General features: G+C 68.9%; 15 protein-coding genes. 4 read left to right on the forward strand and 11 right to left on the reverse strand.

The window, feature by feature from the left end; all coding sequences use genetic code 11:
• Positions 1-1,057: 1,057 nt before the first annotated feature.
• The 7 genes from BHE97_RS04410 to BHE97_RS04440 form a co-directional block, all read right to left on the reverse strand.
• Positions 1,058-2,479, reverse strand: coding sequence for an amidase family protein (locus BHE97_RS04410; RefSeq protein WP_087622818.1), 1,422 nt, complete (start codon positions 2,477-2,479; stop codon positions 1,058-1,060).
• Positions 2,480-2,685: 206 nt separating this feature from the next.
• A complete protein-coding gene (locus BHE97_RS04415; RefSeq protein WP_087622819.1) occupies positions 2,686-3,342 on the reverse strand; it encodes a carbon monoxide dehydrogenase subunit G in 657 nt (218 codons plus the stop codon).
• A complete protein-coding gene (gene cutA / locus BHE97_RS04420) occupies positions 3,339-5,744 on the reverse strand; it encodes an aerobic carbon-monoxide dehydrogenase large subunit (RefSeq protein WP_087622820.1) in 2,406 nt (801 codons plus the stop codon). The genes BHE97_RS04415 and cutA overlap by 4 nt, the downstream gene beginning before the upstream one ends.
• On the reverse strand, positions 5,741-6,277 hold the full coding sequence (locus BHE97_RS04425; RefSeq protein WP_272896892.1) for a (2Fe-2S)-binding protein: 537 nt from the start codon (positions 6,275-6,277) through the stop codon (positions 5,741-5,743). The genes cutA and BHE97_RS04425 overlap by 4 nt, the downstream gene beginning before the upstream one ends.
• On the reverse strand, positions 6,274-7,158 hold the full coding sequence (locus BHE97_RS04430) for a xanthine dehydrogenase family protein subunit M (RefSeq protein ID WP_087622821.1): 885 nt from the start codon (positions 7,156-7,158) through the stop codon (positions 6,274-6,276). The genes BHE97_RS04425 and BHE97_RS04430 overlap by 4 nt, the downstream gene beginning before the upstream one ends.
• The gene (locus BHE97_RS04435; RefSeq protein WP_236757516.1) at positions 7,155-8,531 is read right to left on the reverse strand and encodes a solute carrier family 23 protein; all 1,377 of its coding nucleotides are present in this window, start codon (positions 8,529-8,531) and stop codon (positions 7,155-7,157) included. Before BHE97_RS04435 ends, BHE97_RS04430 begins: the two co-directional genes overlap by 4 nt.
• A 228-nt stretch (positions 8,532-8,759) precedes the next feature.
• The gene (locus tag BHE97_RS04440; protein ID WP_087622822.1) at positions 8,760-10,439 is read right to left on the reverse strand and encodes a PucR family transcriptional regulator; all 1,680 of its coding nucleotides are present in this window, start codon (positions 10,437-10,439) and stop codon (positions 8,760-8,762) included.
• A gap of 191 nt (positions 10,440-10,630) precedes the next feature.
• Between BHE97_RS04440 and BHE97_RS04445 the strand changes: the two genes are divergently transcribed.
• The 4 genes from BHE97_RS04445 (at position 10,631) to BHE97_RS04460 (ending at position 16,191) form a co-directional block, all read left to right on the forward strand.
• Positions 10,631-11,491, forward strand: a complete 861-nt coding sequence (locus BHE97_RS04445; protein WP_087622823.1) for a DUF2877 domain-containing protein — start codon at positions 10,631-10,633, stop codon at positions 11,489-11,491.
• Entirely contained in the window at positions 11,488-12,981 is a 1,494-nt protein-coding gene (locus BHE97_RS04450; RefSeq protein ID WP_087622824.1) for an FdrA family protein, read from the forward strand. Before BHE97_RS04445 ends, BHE97_RS04450 begins: the two co-directional genes overlap by 4 nt.
• On the forward strand, positions 12,978-14,381 hold the full coding sequence (locus BHE97_RS04455; protein WP_087622825.1) for a DUF1116 domain-containing protein: 1,404 nt from the start codon (positions 12,978-12,980) through the stop codon (positions 14,379-14,381). Before BHE97_RS04450 ends, BHE97_RS04455 begins: the two co-directional genes overlap by 4 nt.
• Positions 14,382-14,754: 373 nt before the next feature.
• Positions 14,755-16,191, forward strand: coding sequence for an acetyl-CoA carboxylase carboxyltransferase subunit alpha/beta (locus BHE97_RS04460; protein WP_236757517.1), 1,437 nt, complete (start codon positions 14,755-14,757; stop codon positions 16,189-16,191).
• Positions 16,192-16,415: 224 nt separating this feature from the next.
• Here the strand turns inward: BHE97_RS04460 and BHE97_RS04465 are convergent, their stop codons facing one another.
• Genes BHE97_RS04465 through BHE97_RS04480 form a run of 4 tightly spaced genes read right to left on the reverse strand, consistent with a single transcriptional unit; the run spans position 16,416 to position 20,150 of the window.
• On the reverse strand, positions 16,416-17,543 hold the full coding sequence (locus BHE97_RS04465; protein ID WP_087622826.1) for an XdhC/CoxI family protein: 1,128 nt from the start codon (positions 17,541-17,543) through the stop codon (positions 16,416-16,418).
• A gap of 36 nt (positions 17,544-17,579) precedes the next feature.
• Complete coding sequence (locus tag BHE97_RS04470) at positions 17,580-18,734, reverse strand: VWA domain-containing protein (protein WP_236757518.1); 1,155 nt, start codon at positions 18,732-18,734, stop codon at positions 17,580-17,582.
• Positions 18,694-19,575, reverse strand: coding sequence for a MoxR family ATPase (locus BHE97_RS04475; protein WP_170931254.1), 882 nt, complete (start codon positions 19,573-19,575; stop codon positions 18,694-18,696). Before BHE97_RS04475 ends, BHE97_RS04470 begins: the two co-directional genes overlap by 41 nt.
• A complete protein-coding gene (locus tag BHE97_RS04480; RefSeq protein ID WP_087622828.1) occupies positions 19,572-20,150 on the reverse strand; it encodes a nucleotidyltransferase family protein in 579 nt (192 codons plus the stop codon). Before BHE97_RS04480 ends, BHE97_RS04475 begins: the two co-directional genes overlap by 4 nt.
• Positions 20,151-20,259 lie beyond the last annotated feature (109 nt).

Consider the following 20,259-nt stretch of genomic DNA (forward strand, 5'->3'; position numbering starts at 1 on the left):
TGCGTCGGGATACCAGCTAGTATCAAACGATTGCGAAGATACTGTGCAGTGCACACCGGTTGCGTCGGCCTCAACGTCCTGCGTGAACCTCCCAACGGGTTCACTCAGGGTTCGCTCATCGCGAACAGGTCGCGGGAATTTACGGCACCCGGGTGTCACTACTATTACAGCGCATCCATGACCGCGCCCGAGGAGTACGCTTGCGGAGCAGGCTGACTGGTGCTACTGACTTGCTGCTCTGGTGTGGCGTTTCCACCGCACCAGAGCAGCAAGGACGCAACTGAAGGTAACAGCCGCCCCGACATAGGGCACTGGTCCCGGCGAGAGCTCGAAAGATCCACTCGGGGCATTGAATTTTTCGGCGTAGTCAGGGTAGGCGACCCACTCACAGGTCACCCTCTGAGTCAGATAGTTCGCCCGCAGTGAAAAGTCGCCGATCATATTTTGCGTGTATCCATCCCTGTTAGGAATGAACAGGGATGAGAACGCGTGATTCTCGAAGCAGAAGCTAGAGGGAGTGGCTAAAGAAACTGCTAGAGCCGCGGGTGACAGCCACAAGACTAGGCCGACTATCATGCCGGCAGCGAGGCGCTTCATTACGAAACACCCTCAAGCCGAAGTATCGCAGAAGCTTTCATACCAATGATGACCCCCGGCAATCTATTGGTTCTCACAAGAGGCGTGTAGAAGTTGCCGTTCACCCTACTATCCGCGGCGGTGAACCGATACGTCCATCACGACGTCCGCCTGCCCGGCGACGGCGGACATGAGATCTTCATCCATGGTTCCTTAGCTGACCAAGCGCTGTGAGGGCACCTGAAAACTCCGTCTGGTCGGGCGCGCTCCTGACCGCCGGTGTGGCTGGGCCGACGCCTGACCGTTAACCTCGCCGGAGGACCGGAGGACCCGGGGGACAGGCGGGGCATAGTGATCGACCGCTGATCGAGCCGTGGCCACCCGGGCCAGCTATTCCAGATGCCCCACGCAGGACGAAGGGATTGGCCCGCCGCCGCTGGCACAAGCAGGAGGACGCCTACTCACCGCCCTCTGAGTGGAGTCAGCCGAGGGAAGGGCGGCGTGCCGAGGCGCCGGTCATCTCCTCCACCGCGCGCCCGATCTCCAACAGACGTCGCTCGGTATTCGGGGCGGTGACCAGCTGGATGCCGACCGGCCATCCCTCACGGGTGAAGCCTGCCGGGATCGATAACCCCGGACACCCGGTGACCGTGATGAAGTACGCCGACCGCATCCAGTCCAGATAGGTCTGCTGCGCCTGTCCGTTGATCTCGGCGGGGTACTCCTGATCCGCGCTGAACGGCGGCACCTGGCTGACCGGCATGACGAGCACGTCGACCTCCGTGAAGAACTCGCGCATCCGCAGGGAGAGCTCGGTGCGCTGATGATAGGCCCGGGCGACATCGGCACCAGTAAGGTCGGCACCGAGGCGGATGTTATCGGCGAGCGAGGCCTTGAAGCTGTCGGGATGCTCGGCGAGCATCGCCCCGTAGCTGGCCTGGAAGTGCCAGGCGCGCAGCGTCCGGAAGGTGTCCTCGGCCTCGCTGAGCGAGGGAGCGCGCTCAAGGACTTGGGCACCGGCATCCGAGAGCGCACGGGCCTGCGCCTCCACGACCTCGCGCACCTGATGGTCGACCTCGAAGGCACCGTCGAGGTCCACCGAGACGGCGACCTTCAGACCGGCGAGCCCGATCCGCTGGACCTTCTCGAAGGCCGACCCGGGAGTCTCCTGGCCCACCGGCGAGCGGCCATCGGGCCCGGCCTGCACCGAGAGCAGCAGGGCGAGATCGTCAACATTGCGGGCCATCGGGCCCTGCACCGAGGTGGTCTCCCAGGCATTGCCGGTCGGCCACTGCGGCACGCGAGCGAAGGACGGGCGCAGACCGACGACATTGCAGAAGGAGGCGGGATTGCGCAACGATCCGCCCATGTCGCTGCCATCGGCCAGCGGCACCATGCCGCTCGCGAGGGCCGCGGCCGAGCCTCCGCTCGACCCGCCGGCCGACCGGGTCGGATCGTAGGGATTCACGGTGGTGCCGAAGATCGGGTTGAAGGTATGCGATCCGGCCGCCCACTCGGGGACATTGGTCTTGCCGACCGTGACGGCTCCAGCCTTCCGCACGCGCTCGACGACGAGCTCGTCGTGCTCCGGGATGTGATCGGCACGCAGCACCGAGCCTGAGGTGCTCCGCCATCCACCGACCGCATGGGTGTCCTTGAAGGCGAAGGGCAGGCCGTGCAGGGGACCGACGTCCTCGCCGCGCGCGAGCTGCTCGTCGGCGCGGGCGGCCTCCTCGCGGGCACGCTCGGGGTCGAGGCTCACGATGGCATTGATCGTGTCATTCGTGGCATCGATGCGCTCGAGGTGCAGGTCGAGCAGCTCACGGGCGGAGATCCGCTTGGCGCGTACCGCATCGCGCATCTCCCGCGCGGTCGAGTAGTGGTCGATCTCAGCGCTCGTCATCTCGTCTCCTTCGATCCGCGTCCTCGATGAGGCCCGCGAGTGTGGGGACACCTCCCCGCAGGAGCCCAGCTCTCCGCGAGTGGTGCAAATCCGTCCGCGAGTGGTGCACATCCGCCCCGGAAACGGCGTTCCGAGGGCGAATATGCACCACTCGCGGGATGAGGGGAGTGCCGACCGCAGCCGGACTCCCGAGGCGGGTGAATCCGTCAGCGGCGGCGGGCAGCGATCGCGCCCACCGCGACGCCCAGGAGGGCGATCGCGGCACCGGTCACGACACCCTTGAGGAAGGCATCCGGGCTCGCCGCCGGAGCCGCCGTCACAAGTCCCGCGGCCACCGGCTGTGCGGCGGTGGTCGTCGCGGCGGCAGGCTGGCTCTCGGCCGTGGCGGCGGCCTCCGGAGCGGCAGCAGCAGCGCCGACCGGCTCACCGGCCAGCACCTTGTTGACCGATCCGAAGAACTCCTTGGCCATCCGCTTGCTGACCGAGGTGAGCATCCGCTGACCCACGCCGCCGATCATGCCGCCGACGATCGCATCCGCCTCGTAGCTGATCTGCGTCTTGCCGTCCTCGGCCGGCTCGAAGCGCACGTCGACATCGACCGAGATGGTGCCGGGCGCGCCCGAGCCCTCGGCGTGCATACGCAGCGATTCGTGCGGCTTGAGATCCGAGAGCTGGACGGCTCCCTTGTACGTGCCCTTGATGGAGGCCACACCCGCCGTGATCACCGCGGAGTAACTGTTCTCACCGGTCTCCTCCAGACGCTCGCACCCGGGGATCGTGCGGACGAGCACCTCGGGCGAGAGCAGGGCGTCCCACACCTTCTCGACTCCTGCGTCCAGCGTGGCGGTTCCCGCTACCTTCATGTGTTCGTCCTTTCGGTCGCTGTGTCAGTGGCCTTCGAGAGCCGCAGGGCATACAGCTCCGAAGGCGAGATCGGCATCGAGGTGATCGTGAAATTCTCTGCATCCTCGATGGCGGACGCGAACGCGGCTGCCCCCGGGATGACCCCGGCCTCACCCGCGCCTTTGAGTCCCAGCGGATTCAGCGGCGACGGTGTCTCGAGATGGTCGATCTCGATGCTCTCGGGGACCTCCGTCACATAGGGCATGAGGAAGTCCATGAATGAGGCATTCTGCAGCTGGCCGGTCTCGTCATAAGCCATGCGCTCATAGAGCGCACCGCCGACACCCTGTGCCACTCCACCGTGCACCTGCCCCTCGACGATCCGCGGGTTGATGAGCGTGCCACAGTCGTGGACGACCGCGTACTTGAGGATCGAGACCTCCGCGGTCTCCGGGTCGGTCTCGACGATCACGATGTGGATGCCGCTGGCGAAGGTCGAGCGCATCGGCGAGTAGTAGTCCTTGCCCTCCAGACCCGGCTCGTCGTCCTCGGCGACCGGTGGCTTGGTAGGATCGCCGACCGCGAACTGGGTGGCCGCACGGGACGCCTCGTCGAAGGCATAGCGCAACGGATTCGAGAGCACCGCGAGCGTGCCGAGGGCGATCTGGCTCGCCGGCGCGCCCTTGACCCGCACGATGCCGTCGACGATCTCGAGGTCGTCGACGTCGACCTCCAGGGCATCGGCCGCGAGGCGCAGGGCCTTGGCCTTCGCCGCACGGGCCGCCAAGGCGACAGCCGATCCGCTCATGACGGCGGCGCGCGATGCGAACGTGCCCACCGAGTACGGCGAGCGCCGCGTGTCCCCGGTGACGACCTGGATGTCCTCGAAGCGCACGCCGAGCTCATCGGCCACGATCTGCGCGAACGCGGTCTCATGTCCCTGGCCCTGCGTCGTGAGGCCGGTCGAGACCTTGACCTTGCCGCTCGTCTCGATCTGCACGTGGCCGCCCTCATAGGGGCCGACGCCGGTGCCTTCGACGTAACAGGCGATACCGATGCCGACCTTACGGCCCTCGGCACGTGCTTCATCGCGCACCTTCTCGAACTCGTCCCAGTCGACGAGGGCTTTGGCCTTGCGCATCATCTCGGGATAGTTGCCCGAGTCGTAGATGAGCGGCCGACCGTCCTGGAAGGATAGCTCGCCGTGGGCGTAGGGGAACTCATCGGGCTGAATGAAGTTGACCTCGCGCACCTCGGTGCGGTCCTTGCCGAGGTAGGCGGCGATGGCGTCCATCGTCCGCTCCATCGCGAAGACGCCCTGCGGACGTCCGGCACCGCGGTACGGCGTCACGATGACCGTATTGGTGTACAGGCTCTGGAACACCACGCGGTAGCTGGGGAGCTTGTAGGGGCCGATCAGCTGGGTCGAGGTGATGATCGGCACGATCAGGCCGTAGGGCGTGTAGGCGCCGTTGTCGTGCCAGAACTGCACCGACAGCCCGAGGATGCGTCCATCGTCATCGAAACCGACATCGATGTGCTGCTGCTGACCGCGCTCATGGGCCGAGGAGATGAAGTGCTCCCGACGGTCCTCGGTGAACTTGACCGGACGTCCGAGGACCTTGGCGGCCATGGGCACCAGGACTTCTTCGGGCCACGGATGCACGATCTTGACTCCGAAGCCACCGCCCACATCGGGCGTGATGACATCGACCTGGCTCAGATCCAGTCCGAGCTTGGTGGCCACCGCGGCACGGACGCCGGTGGACGTCTGCGTCGACGACCAGACGCTCATGCGCTTCAGATCGGGATCCCAGCGTGCGACGGTGCCGCGTCCCTCCATCGGCATGCAGGCGCTGCGCTCGATCTCGAGGTCGAAGGTCAGCCGGTGCGGGGCGCCGCCGATATCGGCCTCGGGGTCGCCGAAGGACTGCTCCATCGTGGCGGCCACATTGCCCGGCACATCGTCGTGCACGAGATTCTCAGCGGCACGCGCGGCGTCGATGCCGACGACCGGGGGCAGGAACTCGTACTGCACCTCGATCAGGCCGACGGCGTCCTCGGCGAGATAGCGGTTGTCGGCGATGACGATCGCGATCGCCTCCCCGACGTAGTTGACCTCGTCCTTGGCGAGCGCGTACTGCGTACGGCCGTGGGTCAGATTGGGGTGCGGGATGAGCAGCGGCAGCGGCTCGGCCAGCGCACCCTCGAGGTCCTCGTAGGTGTAGACGGCGTGCACGCCGGCGACATCGAGCACCGCGTCGACATCGATGGAGACGATGCGCGCGTGGGCATGCGGGCTGCGCAGCACCGCCATCTCCAGGGCCTCGGGGGCGAGGTCATCGGCGTAGCGGCCCCGGCCGGTGACGAGCCGATCGTCCTCGACGCGGGCGACCGGCTCGCCCATCATCTTGGTGGTCATCGGCCCTGCTCCTCCCCGTCCCCGTTCTGGGCGTCCTCGCGCTGGATCTCCGCGGCGCGGAGCACCGAGGCGACGATATTCTGGTAACCGGTGCAGCGACACAGATTGCCCGAGATCATGTCGCGGGCCTCGGCGCGGTCCGGATCGGGGTTCTCGGCGATGCCGGCGGTGATCGTGGTGATGAAGCCGGGCGTGCAGAATCCGCACTGCAGGCCGTGACAGTCCTTGAAGGCCTGCTGGACCGGGCCGAGCGAGCCATCGGGGCGGGTGAGTCCCTCGACGGTGGTGAGCTCGTAGTCCTGCGCGGAGACGGCGAACATCAGGCACGAACGCATCGGCTGACCGTCGACGAGGATCGTGCAGGCGCCGCAGACCCCGTGCTCGCAGCCGACGTGTGTGCCGGTGAGGCCGAGGTCGTGGCGGAGGGCATCGCTGAGGAGCCGGCGCGGCGGCACCTGGGCCTCGTGCGTGACACCGTTCACCCGCAGGCGGATCGTCTCTACGGGTTCGGCGGTGGTGGGGGACATGGTCATGCGGTCACCTCCTGGAAGAGTCGGGCCTTCGCATCGGCGTGCGCCGCGGTGATCACGCGTGCCGTGAGCGTCCGGGCGAGTTGCGCCCGGTACTCCGCGCTGGCATGGATGTCGCCCTCGGGCTCGAGCTGTTCGAGCGCCTTCTCACCGGCGGCGACCAGCGATGAGGCATCGATGCCGTCGGGGAAGCACTCGGTGAGGTCGACGACGATCGGCGTCTCGGTGACCGAGATGTATCCGGCGCGGACGCTCTCGATCCCCCCGTCCTCGGTGAGGCCGAGGACCACGCCGAGACCGCAGAGGGCGTAGTCCCCGTGGCGGCGGGCGATCTCGTCGAAGGCGATGCCGTGCCGCGCCGGGAGCGCGGGGACGAAGGCCTCGACCGCGATCTCGCCGCTCTCGAGCGCCGTCTCGAGGGGACCGATGAAGAGATCGTCCGCGGCGATCTCGCGCCGTCCCTCCGTCGACGCCACCGTGAGGGTGCCACCGAGCAGGGTGAGGACGACCGGCATCTCACCCGAGGCATCGGCATGGACGATCGAGCCCACGGTGGTTCCGCGATTGCGGATGGTGGCGTGTGCGACGTGGCTGAGCGCCGCGTGCAGCATGGGCTGGACTCGGCGCGCCTCCTCGTGCGCGTGGAGCTCGGCGTGGCGGGCGAGGGCGCCGAAGCGCACCCCCGCCTCGCTCGCCTCGATGAAGGAGAGTTCCCCGATGCCGTTGATGTCGATGAGCTCGGACACGGTGGTCAGCCGCATCGACATCAACGGGATGAGGCTCTGTCCTCCCGCGAGGATCTTCGCCCCGGGGTTCGCGGCATACGCCGCGAGGGCCTCGGAGAGCTCGGTGGGTCGCTGGAAGGTGAATGCGGCAGGTTTCACGTGAACGTCGGATCCGTCTTGTCGTCGTCGCTGTTCTCGAGGGCCTTTTCCTTGCCCTTGACCAGGTGGTACATGATCACCAGCAGCAGGGTGCCGAAGGCGATACCGCTGAGCTGGAAATCGTCGGTGATATTCAAAGTCACGTCACCGATACCGGCCACCAGACCGGCGGCCAACGGCACCATGTTGACCGGGTTGCCGAAGTTGACTCCGTTGTCCACCCAGATCTTGGCGCCGATGAGACCGATCATGCCGTACAGGACGACCGTCACGCCGCCCAGCACGCCGCCAGGGATGGCGTTGATGATCACACCGAACTTGGGGCACAGGCCGAGGATGATCGCGAAGGCCGCGGCGAACCAGTAGGCCGCCGTCGAGTAGATCCGCGTCGCGGACATAACGCCCATGTTCTCGGCATACGTCGTGGTCGGTGACCCGCCGAAGGAGCTCGCCAGCGCGGTGGCGAGGCCGTCCGCACCAAGGGCGCGGCCCATGTAGGGGTCCAGGTCGTGTCCGGTCATGTCGGCGATGCCGCGGACGTGACCGGTGTTCTCGGCGATGAGGGCGATGACGCCCGGGAGGACGAGCAGCGTGAATGTCAGCGAGAAGCTGGGCCCGTGCACTGCGGAGACGCCGTCGGCCAGGGTGCCGCTCGGCAGGCCGAACCAGGCGGCATCGCCGATGCCGCTGAAGTCGACGCGGTCGGCGGTCTCACCGCTGACACCCGACGTGACCGGTCCCGCGGTCATATCGAGGACCCACGACAGCAGGAAGCCGAAGACCAGGCTCAGGAAGACGGCGATGCGCGCCCAGAAGCCGGGCAGCAGGACCGCGCCCAGCATGAGGAAGGCAGCGGTCGCGAGCGCGACCCACTGATCCTCGGGCCAGTAGATGCCCGCCACGACGGGAGCGAGGTTGAAGCCGATGAGCATGACCACCGCGCCGGTGACGGCGGGCGGCAGCACCCTCTTGAGCATGCCCGGGCCGGCGAAGTGCACGCCGATGCCGACGGCCAACAGCACCAGACCGGCGACCATGATCGCGCCGGTGACATCGGCCGAGTCGCCGCCCTGGCCGCGGATCGCGGCGACCGCGCCCACGAAGGCCGCGGAGGTTCCGAGATAGCTCGGCACCCAGTTCTTGACGATGACCAGGAAGAGCATCGTGCAGATGCCCGAGAAGAGGATCGCGAGGTTCGGGTCGAGCCCCATGACGACCGGGAAGACGAAGGTCGCGCCGAACATGGCGACGACGTGCTGGACGCCGATACCCGCGGTGCGGCCCCAGCTCATCCGCTCATGTGGCCCGACCGCCTTGCCCGGCGGCGGCGTTTTGCCGTCGTAGACGACCTTCCAACTGAACATGCCCGACATGTGTTCTCCTCACACCCGTCGATACCACCCGGTGAAGCCCCGATTGAGCGATCCTAGTGCGCTGCATCACAGGACCTCATGAGCGACATGTGCCGAACAATCGCCCCGATCACTGTCACTTGATTGTCCCCTTCTCGCGCCGCATCGTGTTACCGACCGGCGATGTCATCTGGCGGTAACGCCTGCGACACCGGGCCGAATCACCGGGCTGTCCCTGCTCGTGGGTGTTCAGCGCTTGATCTCACGTACCTGCAGCGCGACCGCCAGGTTCAGCCGTAGATTCGCGTCCCCCGTGAAGGGCCCGAGGATCTGCTCGAGCTTGCCGATCCGGTAGCGCATCGTGTTGTAGTGCACGAACTGCACGCGCGAGGCCTCGGCCACGTTGAGATTGTTCTCCAACAGCACGCGCAAGGTCTCGCGGAGCTCCTCGGCGTCCGGGGTCTCGTCATTGAGTTCGCCGAGCACATCCTGCGCGAAACCGGTCAACTCGCTGCGGTCCGGGATCAGGCCGATCAGCCGGTGCACGCCGAGGTCGTCGAAGTGGAAGGTGCTGCTGCCTCCGGTGAAGCGTCGGCCGACCTCCGTCGCCCGTCGCGCCTGCTGATAGGCATCGGGGAACCCTTCGACACCGTGCACGAGACGACTCGTGCCGACCGAGAAGGGCCGTCGTCCACCGCCGCGATCCCCCGCGACCGCGCGCACCAGCCGCGCGACCAGCTCCCGCAGCGCCGCGACCGCGGCCTCCGGGTCGTCGCGCAGGCTCTCCGGAGCCGGGACGATGGTCACCACCTCCTCGGAGAAGTCCGCGGTGGGCGCCATCGGCACATAACCGCCGAGCACCTGCTCCCAGGCGGCGAAGAACCGCTCCTGCCAGGATCGGCGCACCCGGGCCGGCGGACGCTCGGACGCATCGAGCGGCGGGTCGAGCTCGGCGGTCACCACGATCGCCGGGAAGTCGATCCGCCAGCCGAGGGTCGAGGCATGGTCGAGCACATGCTCGACATCCCCGGCGCGCCCGGCCAGCACATCGCGCAGGAAGTCACCCCGGTACTTGCTCTCGACCGCGTTCAGTGCCTGCTGCTGCGTCACCAGCAGCGCGGCGACCGTCGAGGCACGCTGGAGGGCATTGAGATCGTCCTGGGCGATCTTGCGGGTGGGGTGATAGGCCACGAGACGCGCCAGATCGCTGCTCCCCGCCACGATCGGCTGCACGAGCACCTGTCCGTCGCCGAGATCCATCGGCTGGAGGCGCGGGCGCTCCACCCGGAATCGCCCGGTGGGATCGAAGAGCTCGGCATCGTGCAGAGCCTGGCGCATCCGGTCATCGATGGCCCCGACCTTCTCGCGCCCGTCGATCGAGGTGATGAGGACGCCGATGCCGAGCACGTCGGCGATCCTGCTCGCGACATCCTGCAGTCCCGCCCCTTCGAGCACAAGGCCCTCCAGGGCGGCGTGCAGGGCATCGGTGCGGTGCAGGACATCCGCCTGGACATCAGTGAGGCGGACGTGCACCTCCTCCAGCAGGTCGTCGAAGGCCGCGTGCGGCGCCAACCCCAGGATCGGGAAGCCCCGCTTGTCAGCGAACTCCAAGACCTCGTCGGGCACATCGGTCAGGAAACGCCCGACCTTGATGCCGAGAGCGGCGACGTCCAGCTCGTCGAGTCGGCGTACCAGGTCGACGAAGCGCGAGTGCCGTTCGTCATCGTGCGCGTCGAGGTCGACCAGCGGGTAGCCGCTCGTGACCAGGAGGGCGTGCGGTCGCACCCATTCGACGATGTCGGGCACCTCCATGACGTTGAGGCGCGTGACCACGCGATCCAGCCCGCGGCTGCCCGCTAGGACCGTCGTTCCAGCGAGTGCATCCACCTTGAGCACCTCACGCAGGGGGACGCGATAGGCATGTTTCATCAAAGTCTGGGTAGCTCTGGGCTGATCCTTGGCAACTTCTGACATCGGCTCAGCGTAACAGCACCGACTAGGGTCCGAAAGACGCCTCATTTCTACCCTGGGAGATCCATGAGCGAGCGGAGCGAGCGAACGATGAGGATCACCTCATGCCGCCGCCCGCCTACCCTGCTCCTCATCCAGGCGGTGGCGGCATGAGCGAGCGGAGCTCGGTGGCCGCCGCGGCCACCACGTGGGTCCGCGAGCGGATCGCCCGCCCGAGTCGTCCGGCCGAGATCGTCCACCGCGGGGGCCACGCCGTCTATCTCGACGACGGCACAGATGTCCTCGCGGTCGTCGGTGTCGCGGGAGTACGCGTGCCCTGTGCGGCCCAGACCACGCTCCCCTCGCTGCAGGCGCTCACCGGCGAGGGATCGGCGGTCACGGTGGGCGACGGACGGCTGGTCTTCGCCGGCGGCGAGGTCCGCATCAGCCGTACGGTCGACCAGCACGTGCCGGCCCTCGATCCCGCCTCGGCGGGATCGGCACGCGAGCGTCTCGGCGACGTGGTGCCCATCCCCATCGCGGCCGAGCTGCCCTCCGATGCACTCGCCGGTTTGCGCGCCGCCGACCCCGCGGCCCCCCTGGCCCTCGTGGGGCTGGGCAGCGGCCTGACCCCTCTCGGTGACGATGTCCTCTGCGGCTGGGTCGCCACGATGGCCGCCGCCAGGCGCCTGGAGGAGAGTCCGATGCGGAGGGCCATCGACGCCCCGCTGCTCACCCGCACCACCTCGTTGTCCGCGACCCTCATCCGCTGCGCCCTCGAGGGCTTCGTCATCCCCGAGTTCGCGCGGTTGCTCGCATCCCTGCGGTCGGCACCATCGCGGGTCGAGCCCGCCGACGCCGCCGCGACCATGCTGCGCATCGGTCACACCTCCGGTGCCGGCCTCGTCCTCGGCCTGACCCTGGCCCTGGAGCACCTCTCCACCGCCACGCCCGCTGCTTCCGACCGATGGTCGAAATCGGCCACCGAATCACACGATTCTGCCCCACACGTCACGAGGAGTTGCCCATGACCACGACCGGCTTCGAGCACGTCGAGCTACGCCGCGGCGCGTATGCCGACTCGGTGGCCTTGCTGCAAGTGAGCAAGGATGTCGCCGCCGTCGAGGGTGTCACCGCGGCCCAGGTCGCGATGGCTACCGACCTGAACCGCGATGTCATCGCTCAGATGGGCTTCACGCTGCCCGAGTCCACACCGAACGACATGATCGTGGCGGTGCGGCTCAACGACGAGAGCTCACTGCCGGCCGCCTTGGAGGCAGTCGACGCGGCCCTCACCCGCGCCTCGCGGCGAGGCGATGATGGCGCGTCCAGCGAGATCGAGCCCCCGCGCACCACCTTGTCGGCCTTCGACCGGACCGACGCCGGCCTGGCCCTCGTGTCGGTGCCCGGCGCCTCCGCCGCGGTCGAGGCGGCCGACGCCCTCGACGCGGGTCGCGACGTCATGATCTTCAGCGACAATGTCCCGATCGAGCACGAGATCGCCCTCAAGCAGCTGGCCACCGAACGCGGCCTGCTCGTCATGGGCCCGGACTGCGGCACGGCGGTCATCGACGGTATCGGACTCGGCTTCGCGAATGCCGTGCGCCCCGGACCCGTCGGCATCGTCGCTGCCTCGGGCACCGGCTGCCAGCAGCTGTTGTGCCTGCTCGACCACGCAGGCGTCGGCATCAGCGCGGCACTCGGCGTCGGGGGCCGCGACCTCAGCGAGGCCGTCTCCGCGCTGTCCACCCGCGAGGCCATGCGCCGTCTCGACGAGGACGCCTCGACCGAGCTGATCGTCGTCGTCTCCAAGCCTCCGGCGGCGAAGGTCGCCGAGGAACTGCGCGAGTACGCCGCGACGCTGACGACACCCGTCCAGTTCGCGCTCCTCGGCTCCGGCCAGCCGGACCTGACCAGCGCAGCCGAGGCCGTGCTGGAGACCCTCGGCCGCCCCGTGCCCGAATGGCCCCATCACGGTGAGACGGCACAGGTCGACGGAGGACGCCTGCGCGGCCTCTTCGTCGGCGGCACGCTCTGCGACGAGGCGATGCTCATCGCCGCTGAGGCTGTCGGAGACGTCTACAGCAATATCCCGCTGGAGCCGCGACTGGAGCTCGGAGCCGATCGGCGCGCCGACGGCACCGTCATGATCGACTTCGGCGATGACGGCATGACGGCGGGTCGCGCCCATCCGATGATCGACCCGACCCTCCGTCTGGAGGACCTGGCGCGCACCGCTCGTGACGGCGATGCCTCCGTCGTGTTGCTCGATGTGGTGCTCGGACATGGCGCCGAGGACGATCCGGCCGGTTCACTGGCGCCGGCGATCTCGTCAGCGGTCGAGACCGCGAAGGCGGCCGGCCGCGAGCTGGCCGTGGTCGTCGCCTGTGTCGGCACCCAGGACGACCCCCAGCAGACCGGTCGCCAGGCCGAGGCCCTCGCCGCGGCCGGCGCCGAAGTGTTCTTGTCCAATGCCCAGGCGACCCGCCGGGCCCTTTCGCTGATCGGAGCCGCACGATGACGAGCACCCACCGACCCTCCGACGGAGTCGTCACGAGCGGCGTCGGCCTCTTCGCCGACGCGCTCGACGCCCAGGCCGTCGCCGTGAACCGCGTCGACTGGCGCCCCCCGATGGACGGCACTGAGGACGATCTGGCCGCGGTCGCCACCGATCCGCTGCGCCTCGACGCCAACCGCCGCGCGGTCGAGGCGATGACCTCGACCCAGGCGATGGTCGTCGACGTGGCGCCGGCCAGCGAGCTGCTCGGCCTCGAACGCGGCCAGTTCCTGCACGCGGGACCGCCGCTGAAGTGGGAGAACGCCTCCGGCCCGATGCGCGGTGCCCTGCAGGGCGCGGCGGCACTCGAGGGCCTCGTCGACGATCCGGAGGACGCGATCGCGCTCTTCGAGTCCGGCGACTCGGTCTCCCTGGAGCCCTGCCACCACCGCAGCGCGGTCGGGCCGATGGCCGGCGTCGTGTCGCCGTCGATGTGGATGTGGGTGCTGGAGGACCAGACCGACGGTCGCCGCACGTACTGCACGCTCAATGAGGGCCTCGGCAAGGTGTTGCGCTACGGCGCCTACTCCCCCGAGGTTCTGCAGCGGCTGCGCTGGATGTCCGATGTCCTCGGCCCGCTGCTCGGCCAGGCGGTCCGGGCGACCGGTCCGATCGACGCGACCGGGATCCTCACGCAGATGCTGCAGATGGGCGATGAGGCGCACAACCGCAACCGCGCCGGGACGCTGATGCTGCTGCGCGATATCGCCCCCGCGCTCGCGCAGTCCGGTGCCGATGCCAAGGACATCGCCGAGGTGTTCTCCTTCGTCGGCGGCAACGACCACTTCTTCCTCAATATCGCGATGCCCGCCTGCAAGCTCGCCCTGGATGCGGCGCGGGGCATCGACGGCTCGACGATGGTGGTCGCGATGGCGCGCAACGGCACGGAGTTCGGCATCCAGACCGCCGGCACCGGTGACCAGTGGTTCACTGGTCCGGCGCAGGTCGCCGAGGGCCTCTACCTGGGCGACTACGGGCCGGACGATGCCAACCCCGATATCGGCGACTCGGCGATCACGGAGACGGCCGGCATCGGCGGCTTCGCGATGGCGACGGCGCCGGCGATCGTCCGTTTCGTGGGCGGCTCGGTGCCCGATGCGCTGGCGACCTCGCGCCGCATGCGTGAGATCACGATCGGCGAGAACCCGCGCTGGTCGATCCCGGTGCTCGACTTCATGGGCACACCGACCGGCATCGACGTCTCGCGGGTCTGCCGGACCGGCATCCTTCCGCAGATCAACACCGGCATGGCCGGGCGCGTGGCCGGGGTCGGTCAGGTCGGCGCCGGCCTGGTGACGCCTCCGGCGAATATCTTCCCGGCAGCGCTGTCGGCGCTCGCCGAGAGGACCCGCTCGCGCCGCTGAGCACTACCCGCACCACGACGCGGAGGGACGGTATCGACCGTCCCTCCGCGTCGTGCTTTCGCCCTCGGGACCCGTGTGCTCGCCACGCACCGAGGGGCGGTGAGCCATCAACCACGTCGCGAGGGGCGGTGAGGTAGCGTCCATTCCGCAGGCCCGAACGGACGCCAGCGCACCGGCGGCGACCACGAACGGACGCCTACTCACCGCCCCAGGTGGGAGCAGGATCCGCAGGCCGGAATCCATCGCCGATATCCGCTGGCGTCCAGGTCGAGTCGTGACATTTCTCCCTTGACTTCCAAGCGATTTCTGACCAAATCGTGCTCAGACGCGCTTCTCGGCCAGATCACCCTGAAATCCTCGGTAACGTACCGTCATGAGCGAGCGCAAGCCCACCATCATGCCGGTGTACGACCTGCTCGACCTCGTCCTGGACGAGGGTTCCTTCACCTCCTGGGACGAGCCCGTCGACCTGACCGGTGTGGACGCCGAGTATCGCGCCACCCTTGAGCGGGCCGCCGAACGGGCGGGAACCGACGAGTCGGTGATCACCGGCCGCGCCACGGTCCACGGGCGCCCGATCGCCGTCATCGCCAATGAGTTCGGCTTCCTTGCCGGATCGATCGGCGTCGCCGCCGCGCGACGCATCACGGCGGCTGTCCGCCGGGCGACCGCGGAGGGCCTCCCCCTCGTCGCATCCACCTGTTCGGGCGGCACCCGCATGCAGGAGGGCACCACGGCCTTCGTGCACATGATCGAGATCTCCCGCGCGATCGGCGACCATCGTGCCGCCGGTCTCCCCTACCTCGCCCACCTGCGTCACCCGACCACGGGCGGCGTGTTCGCCTCATGGGGATCGCTCGCGCACATGACCGTGGGCGAGCCCGGCGCGCTGCTCGGATTCCTCGGACCGAAGGTCTACGAGGCGCTCTACGGCGAGCCCTTCCCGTCCGGCGTGCAGACCAGTGAGAACCTCGCCGAACACGGCATCATCGATGCGGTCGTGCCGCACGAGGATCTCAGCGCGATCCTCGATCAGACCCTCGCGCTGCTCACCGACGGTCCCGTCGAGTCCACGCAGGAGCGGCGAACCGCCCCCGTGGTCGGCGAGCGATCGGCCTGGGAGTCGATCCAGATCACCCGCCAGCCGGATCGCGCCGGGGTGCGCGAGCTGATCCGCTACGGCAGCGACATCATCGTGCCCCTGCGCGGCACGCAGGACGGACAGCGCGACTCGGCGATGATGCTGGCGCTCACGCGCCTCGACGGGGTGCCGTGCGTCGTCATCGGGCAGGACCGCAAGCGGCAGACCAAGGAGCATCCGATGGGGCCGGCGGCGCTGCGCGAGGCGCGCCGCGGCATGTCCCTGGCCGAACAGCTCGGTCTTCCGTTGGTCTCGGTGATCGATACGCCGGGCGCGGCGCTGTCGAAAGAAGCCGAGGAGGGGGCGATCGCCGGCGAAATCGCCCGCTGTATCGCGATGCAGTCCTCGCTGAAGGTGCCGACCGTGAGCGTGATCCTCGGTCAGGGCTGCGGGGGTGGCGCTCTCGCGATGCTGCCGGCTGATATCACCATCGCGGCCGAGAACGCCTGGCTGTCGCCGCTCCCGCCCGAGGGTGCGAGCGCGATCGTCCACCGCGATATCGACCATGCTCCGCAGATGGCCGAGCAGCAGAAGGTGTCCTCGGCCCATCTCCTCGCCGAGGGGACGGTGCAGGCGCTCGTCGCCGAGGTGCCCGGCGAGCCGGCCGAGGATTTCGCCCGCGCGATGGCCGCCGAGATCGCGGCTCAGCTGCGTCAGCTCACCCGCTGACCTGGGGCGGTGAGTGGTCAACCACTCGTCCTCGTGCTCGCTGGTTGATCACTCACCGCGATCCGGCGTGAAGGCATCGCGGTGCGCTGTCAACAACTATCCGTCACTTCATCGTTTACCACACACCGCTTTCCAACCCGGCCACATCCTCGTCCACCTACCCGGTCCGCCGAGTGGTGCAATCCGACCGGGGAAGACGAGGGTCAGCGCACCTCGGGCCGGGCTCAGTCCGCGTGGATGGCGGTGTCGGTCTCGTGGAGGGGGCGACCGGTGCCGCCCCACCGCAAGGCCACCAGCTCCGCCGCGACCGCCACCGCGGTCTCCTCGGGAGTCCGACCACGCAGATCCAGGCCGATCGGACTGTGCAGGCGGCGCAGCCGCTCTTCATCGAGACCCGCCTCCCGCAATCTCTCGAGCCGTTCGTCGTGCGTGCGCCGTGAGCCCATCGCCCCGATGTAGAAGGGCCGCTGATCTCCCTCCAGCCGCAGTGCCAGGTCCAGTACCGGGACATCGAACTTGGGATCGTGGGTCAGCACGCAGATGACCGTGCGCTGGTCGATGCGTCCGGCCTCTACCTCCTGCCCGAGATACCGGTGCGGCCAGGACACCACGACCTCGTCGGCCGCCGGGAACCTCTCGGGTGTGGCGAACACCGGCCGTGCATCGCAGACCGTGACCCGATAGCCGAGCAGATCGGCCTGCCGAGCCACCGCCGCGGCATAGTCGATCGCCCCGAAGACGATCATCCGCGGCCGCGGCTGGAAGGCGTTGACGAAGACCTTCATCCCCGTGTCCATCCGTTCGCCATCGGGCCCGAACTCCAGCACTTGCGAGCGTCCGACCGCCAGCAGGCCACGCGCATCGTCCGCGACCGCATGATCGGCGCGCTGCGAGCCCAGCCCGCCCAGCACCTCATCGGTGCGCAGCACGAGGTGCCGCCCGACCCAGGAGGCATCGGGATGCTCGATGACCGTGGCCACCGCGACCGGGCGACCGGTCCGCACGTCCTCGGCGACGACGCCGAGTTCGGGGAAGGTCTCCCGGTCGACCGGCTCGACGAAGACATCGACGATGCCGCCGCAGGTCAATCCGACGGCGAAGGCCTCGTCATCGGAGTAGCCGTAGCGCCGCAGCTCCGGGGCGTCCTCGGCGACGACCCGCTGAGCGAGCTCGTACACGTCACCCTCGACACAGCCGCCCGACACCGAGCCGACGACCGACCCGTCTCCCAGCACCAGCATCGCGGCACCCGGGGGGCGGGGCGCGGACCGTTGCGTTCCGATCACCGTCCCAAGCCCGATCCGGTCGCCGCTCTCCCAAGCGTCGATCAATGGCTCCAGCACATCACGCATCGTCCGTTCCTCCCTTCATCCCCCACCGTCTGCCGCTCACTGTTCCGCCACCATGTCGAGCACGTGTGCCAAGGTCGCGAAGGAATGCCCGCCGATGAGCTCGTCGATCGACGGCAGGACACTCACGATGCCCGACTGCACCGGGGCGTAGTCCGGCTTCTCGCGGTGCGGGTTGACCCACACGATGCGATGGGCGATCCGCCGGAGCCGAGCCATCTGCTCGCCGAGCAGCGCCGGATCCCCGCGCTCCCAGCCGTCGCTGCAGACCACGACGACCGCTCCACGTGCCGGCCCCCGCTGGCCCCAGCGGTCGCAGAAGGCGTACATCATCTCGCCCAGCCGGGTACCGCCCGACCAATCCGGCACGATCTCGCCGGCCGTGCGCAACGCGGTCTCCGCATCCGGATGGGCGAAGGCGGGGGTCACCCGCGTCAATCGCGTGCCGAAGGTGAAGACCTCCGTCGTGCGAGGGGCGGCCGCGAAACCACGATGCGCGAGGCGCAGGTAGCTGTCGGCGTAGACCTTCATCGAGCCGGAGACGTCGATGAGCCAGACCACGCGGCGCGGCCTGGGGGCCCGCTCGTGGTAGCGCAGCAGCGCGGGCTCGCCACCATGGCGCAGCTGCTCGCGTGCGCTGCGACCCATGTCGATATCGCCGCGACGCGACGGCCGGTGGCGCCGCGTGGTACGCATCGGAGGCCGCGCCCGTAACGCGGTGAAGGCCGCCGCGACCTCTTGCGACTCGGCCGCGTCCAGCTCGGCGATGTCGCGGTGGGCCAGCCGCTCGGCCGCCGAGGCCGCCGCAGGAGCCAGCTCTTCATCCTCCTGGCTCCGATCCCCGGCATCCACGCCGGTGCGCGAGCGCGGACGCGAGGCCGTGAGCTCGAAGGGCGGGGCATGGCCCGCCCCCGGTGCCGGGACACGGAACCAGGAGCCGAACACCTCGTCATAGAGGGGGACGTCCCCGGGCGATCCGCACAGCGTCGCCCGTCCCGCCCAGTAGACATCATCCGAGCGGCCGAGATCGAGCAGCGCGGTGGCGGCGAGGAAGTCCTCCGCGGCCCAGGCGCCGACCCCCGCCGACCGCAGCGCATGCACGAACCCGATGAGCTCGGCGACCGGCGCATCGGGGGCGGGATCGTGCAGCAGGCTAGTCATCGCCGAATGCCGCCCGGACGAGGGACTGGACACGCCCGGCATCCTCGCGCTGCTTGCAGACGGCGCCCACGGTCGCCGCCAGCGCTCCGAGCTCCGGCTCCCGCAGACCGAGGGCCTGGATCGCGCGGACCCAGTCGAGGGTCTCGGCCACACCGGGTGGACGGACCAGGCCGCCGTCGGCGCGCAGCTTCTGCACGAGCTCGACCATCCGCTCGGCGAGCACCTCACCGGCCTCCGGCAGACGGGTCCGCACGATGGCGATCTCCTGCTCGAGGTCCGGATGGTCGAGCCAGTGATAGAGACAGCGCCGCTTGAGCGCGTCATGTAGTTCACGGGTGCGATTGGAGGTCAGGACCACGATCGGAGGCTCGCTCGCGGAGATGGTGCCGAGCTCGGGGATGGATACCTGATAGGTCGACAGCACCTCGAGCAGCAGGGCCTCGAACTCATCATCGGCTCGGTCGATCTCATCGATCAGCAGCACCGCGGGGGCCTCGCGCAGGGCCCGCACCACCGGTCGCGGCAGCAGGAAGCGCTCCTCGTAGAGGGAGTCCTCGACGGCTCGGACGTCATCGGCGGCATCCGCCGCCTCGAGCGCCCGCAAGTGCAGGATCTGCCGCGGGAAGTCCCAGTCGTACAGCGCCTGTCGGGAGTCGATGCCCTCATAGCACTGCAGCCGGATGAGGGGGAGGCCGAATGACTCGGCAAGCGCCCCCGCGAGCGCAGTCTTCCCGGTGCCAGGCTCGCCCTCCAGCAGCAACGGCCGCTGCATCCTCAGGGCCAGATAGCCGACGGTGGCCAGTCCCTCGTCCGCGATGTAGCCGACCGAGCCGAGCCGGTCCGCGAATGCCTGCGCGCTGTCGACGTGGGTCATATGTCCCTCCTGGGATCGAGGTCCTGGGGCCGGTCGCGGTCGGTTCCGCTGGCGAGATCGCCGCATTCGACCGTTACCGCGTCGTGGGCGGCCAGGTACGCCCGGGCGCCCTCTCCGTCAGCGCCGGCGGCGATCGCCGGCCAGTGGTCGCGACCGATCAGCACGGGGTGGCCGGGAGCCCCGGCGAACACGGCTCGGACCAGCGTGCCGGGGCCGTCGGCGTACGAGAGGATGCGGTGCACCACGTCGGCGCCGACATCGGGCAGATCGACGAGGTGGACGAGGGCGAGCTGAGCGGAATCGGTCGCGAGTGCGCGGAGGCCGGCCTCGAGCGAGGCGCCCATGCCCCGCTCCCAGTCTTCGGCTACCACCGTGCGTACGTCGCCCAGCAGGGCGTGCGCTTCATCGGCCGCCGCGCCGAGCACGACGACGACATCATCGAGGCCGCCGTCGAGGAGGCTCTGACGCGCCGCCACGACCCAGGGTGTGCCGTCCTCGCGGCGCAGCAGCGCCTTGGGACCGCCCATGCGCCGCCCGGCGCCGGCGGCCAGCAGCAGTCCGGTGACGTCTCCCATCACCCTCCATTCTCCCACCACGCGCCAGCCCGGAGCATCACGAGCGGACAGTGCGGGGTCGGCACCCCGGCGGTCGAGTAGGTGAGGGCACGACTCGACCGCCGGAGTT

The organism is Aeromicrobium sp. PE09-221 (assembly GCF_002174305.1).
Lineage (GTDB): Bacteria > Actinomycetota > Actinomycetes > Propionibacteriales > Nocardioidaceae > Aeromicrobium.

Bases quoted from the DNA above. Each gene is read 5' to 3' on its own strand.
- BHE97_RS04480 (WP_087622828.1), bottom strand. From the start codon at position 20,150: ATGGGAGACGTCACCGGACTGCTGCTGGCCGCCGGCGCCGGGCGGCGC.
- BHE97_RS04440 (WP_087622822.1), bottom strand. From the start codon at position 10,439: ATGAAACATGCCTATCGCGTCCCCCTGCGTGAGGTGCTCAAGGTGGAT.
- BHE97_RS04460 (WP_236757517.1), top strand. From the start codon at position 14,755: ATGAGCGAGCGCAAGCCCACCATCATGCCGGTGTACGACCTGCTCGAC.
- BHE97_RS04415 (WP_087622819.1), bottom strand. From the start codon at position 3,342: ATGAAGGTAGCGGGAACCGCCACGCTGGACGCAGGAGTCGAGAAGGTG.
- BHE97_RS04425 (WP_272896892.1), bottom strand. From the start codon at position 6,277: ATGACCATGTCCCCCACCACCGCCGAACCCGTAGAGACGATCCGCCTG.
- BHE97_RS04445 (WP_087622823.1), top strand. From the start codon at position 10,631: ATGAGCGAGCGGAGCTCGGTGGCCGCCGCGGCCACCACGTGGGTCCGC.
- BHE97_RS04450 (WP_087622824.1), top strand. From the start codon at position 11,488: ATGACCACGACCGGCTTCGAGCACGTCGAGCTACGCCGCGGCGCGTAT.
- BHE97_RS04410 (WP_087622818.1), bottom strand. From the start codon at position 2,479: ATGACGAGCGCTGAGATCGACCACTACTCGACCGCGCGGGAGATGCGC.
- BHE97_RS04455 (WP_087622825.1), top strand. From the start codon at position 12,978: ATGACGAGCACCCACCGACCCTCCGACGGAGTCGTCACGAGCGGCGTC.
- BHE97_RS04465 (WP_087622826.1), bottom strand. From the start codon at position 17,543: ATGCGTGATGTGCTGGAGCCATTGATCGACGCTTGGGAGAGCGGCGAC.
- BHE97_RS04475 (WP_170931254.1), bottom strand. From the start codon at position 19,575: ATGACCCACGTCGACAGCGCGCAGGCATTCGCGGACCGGCTCGGCTCG.
- BHE97_RS04435 (WP_236757516.1), bottom strand. From the start codon at position 8,531: ATGTCGGGCATGTTCAGTTGGAAGGTCGTCTACGACGGCAAAACGCCG.
- cutA (WP_087622820.1), bottom strand. From the start codon at position 5,744: ATGACCACCAAGATGATGGGCGAGCCGGTCGCCCGCGTCGAGGACGAT.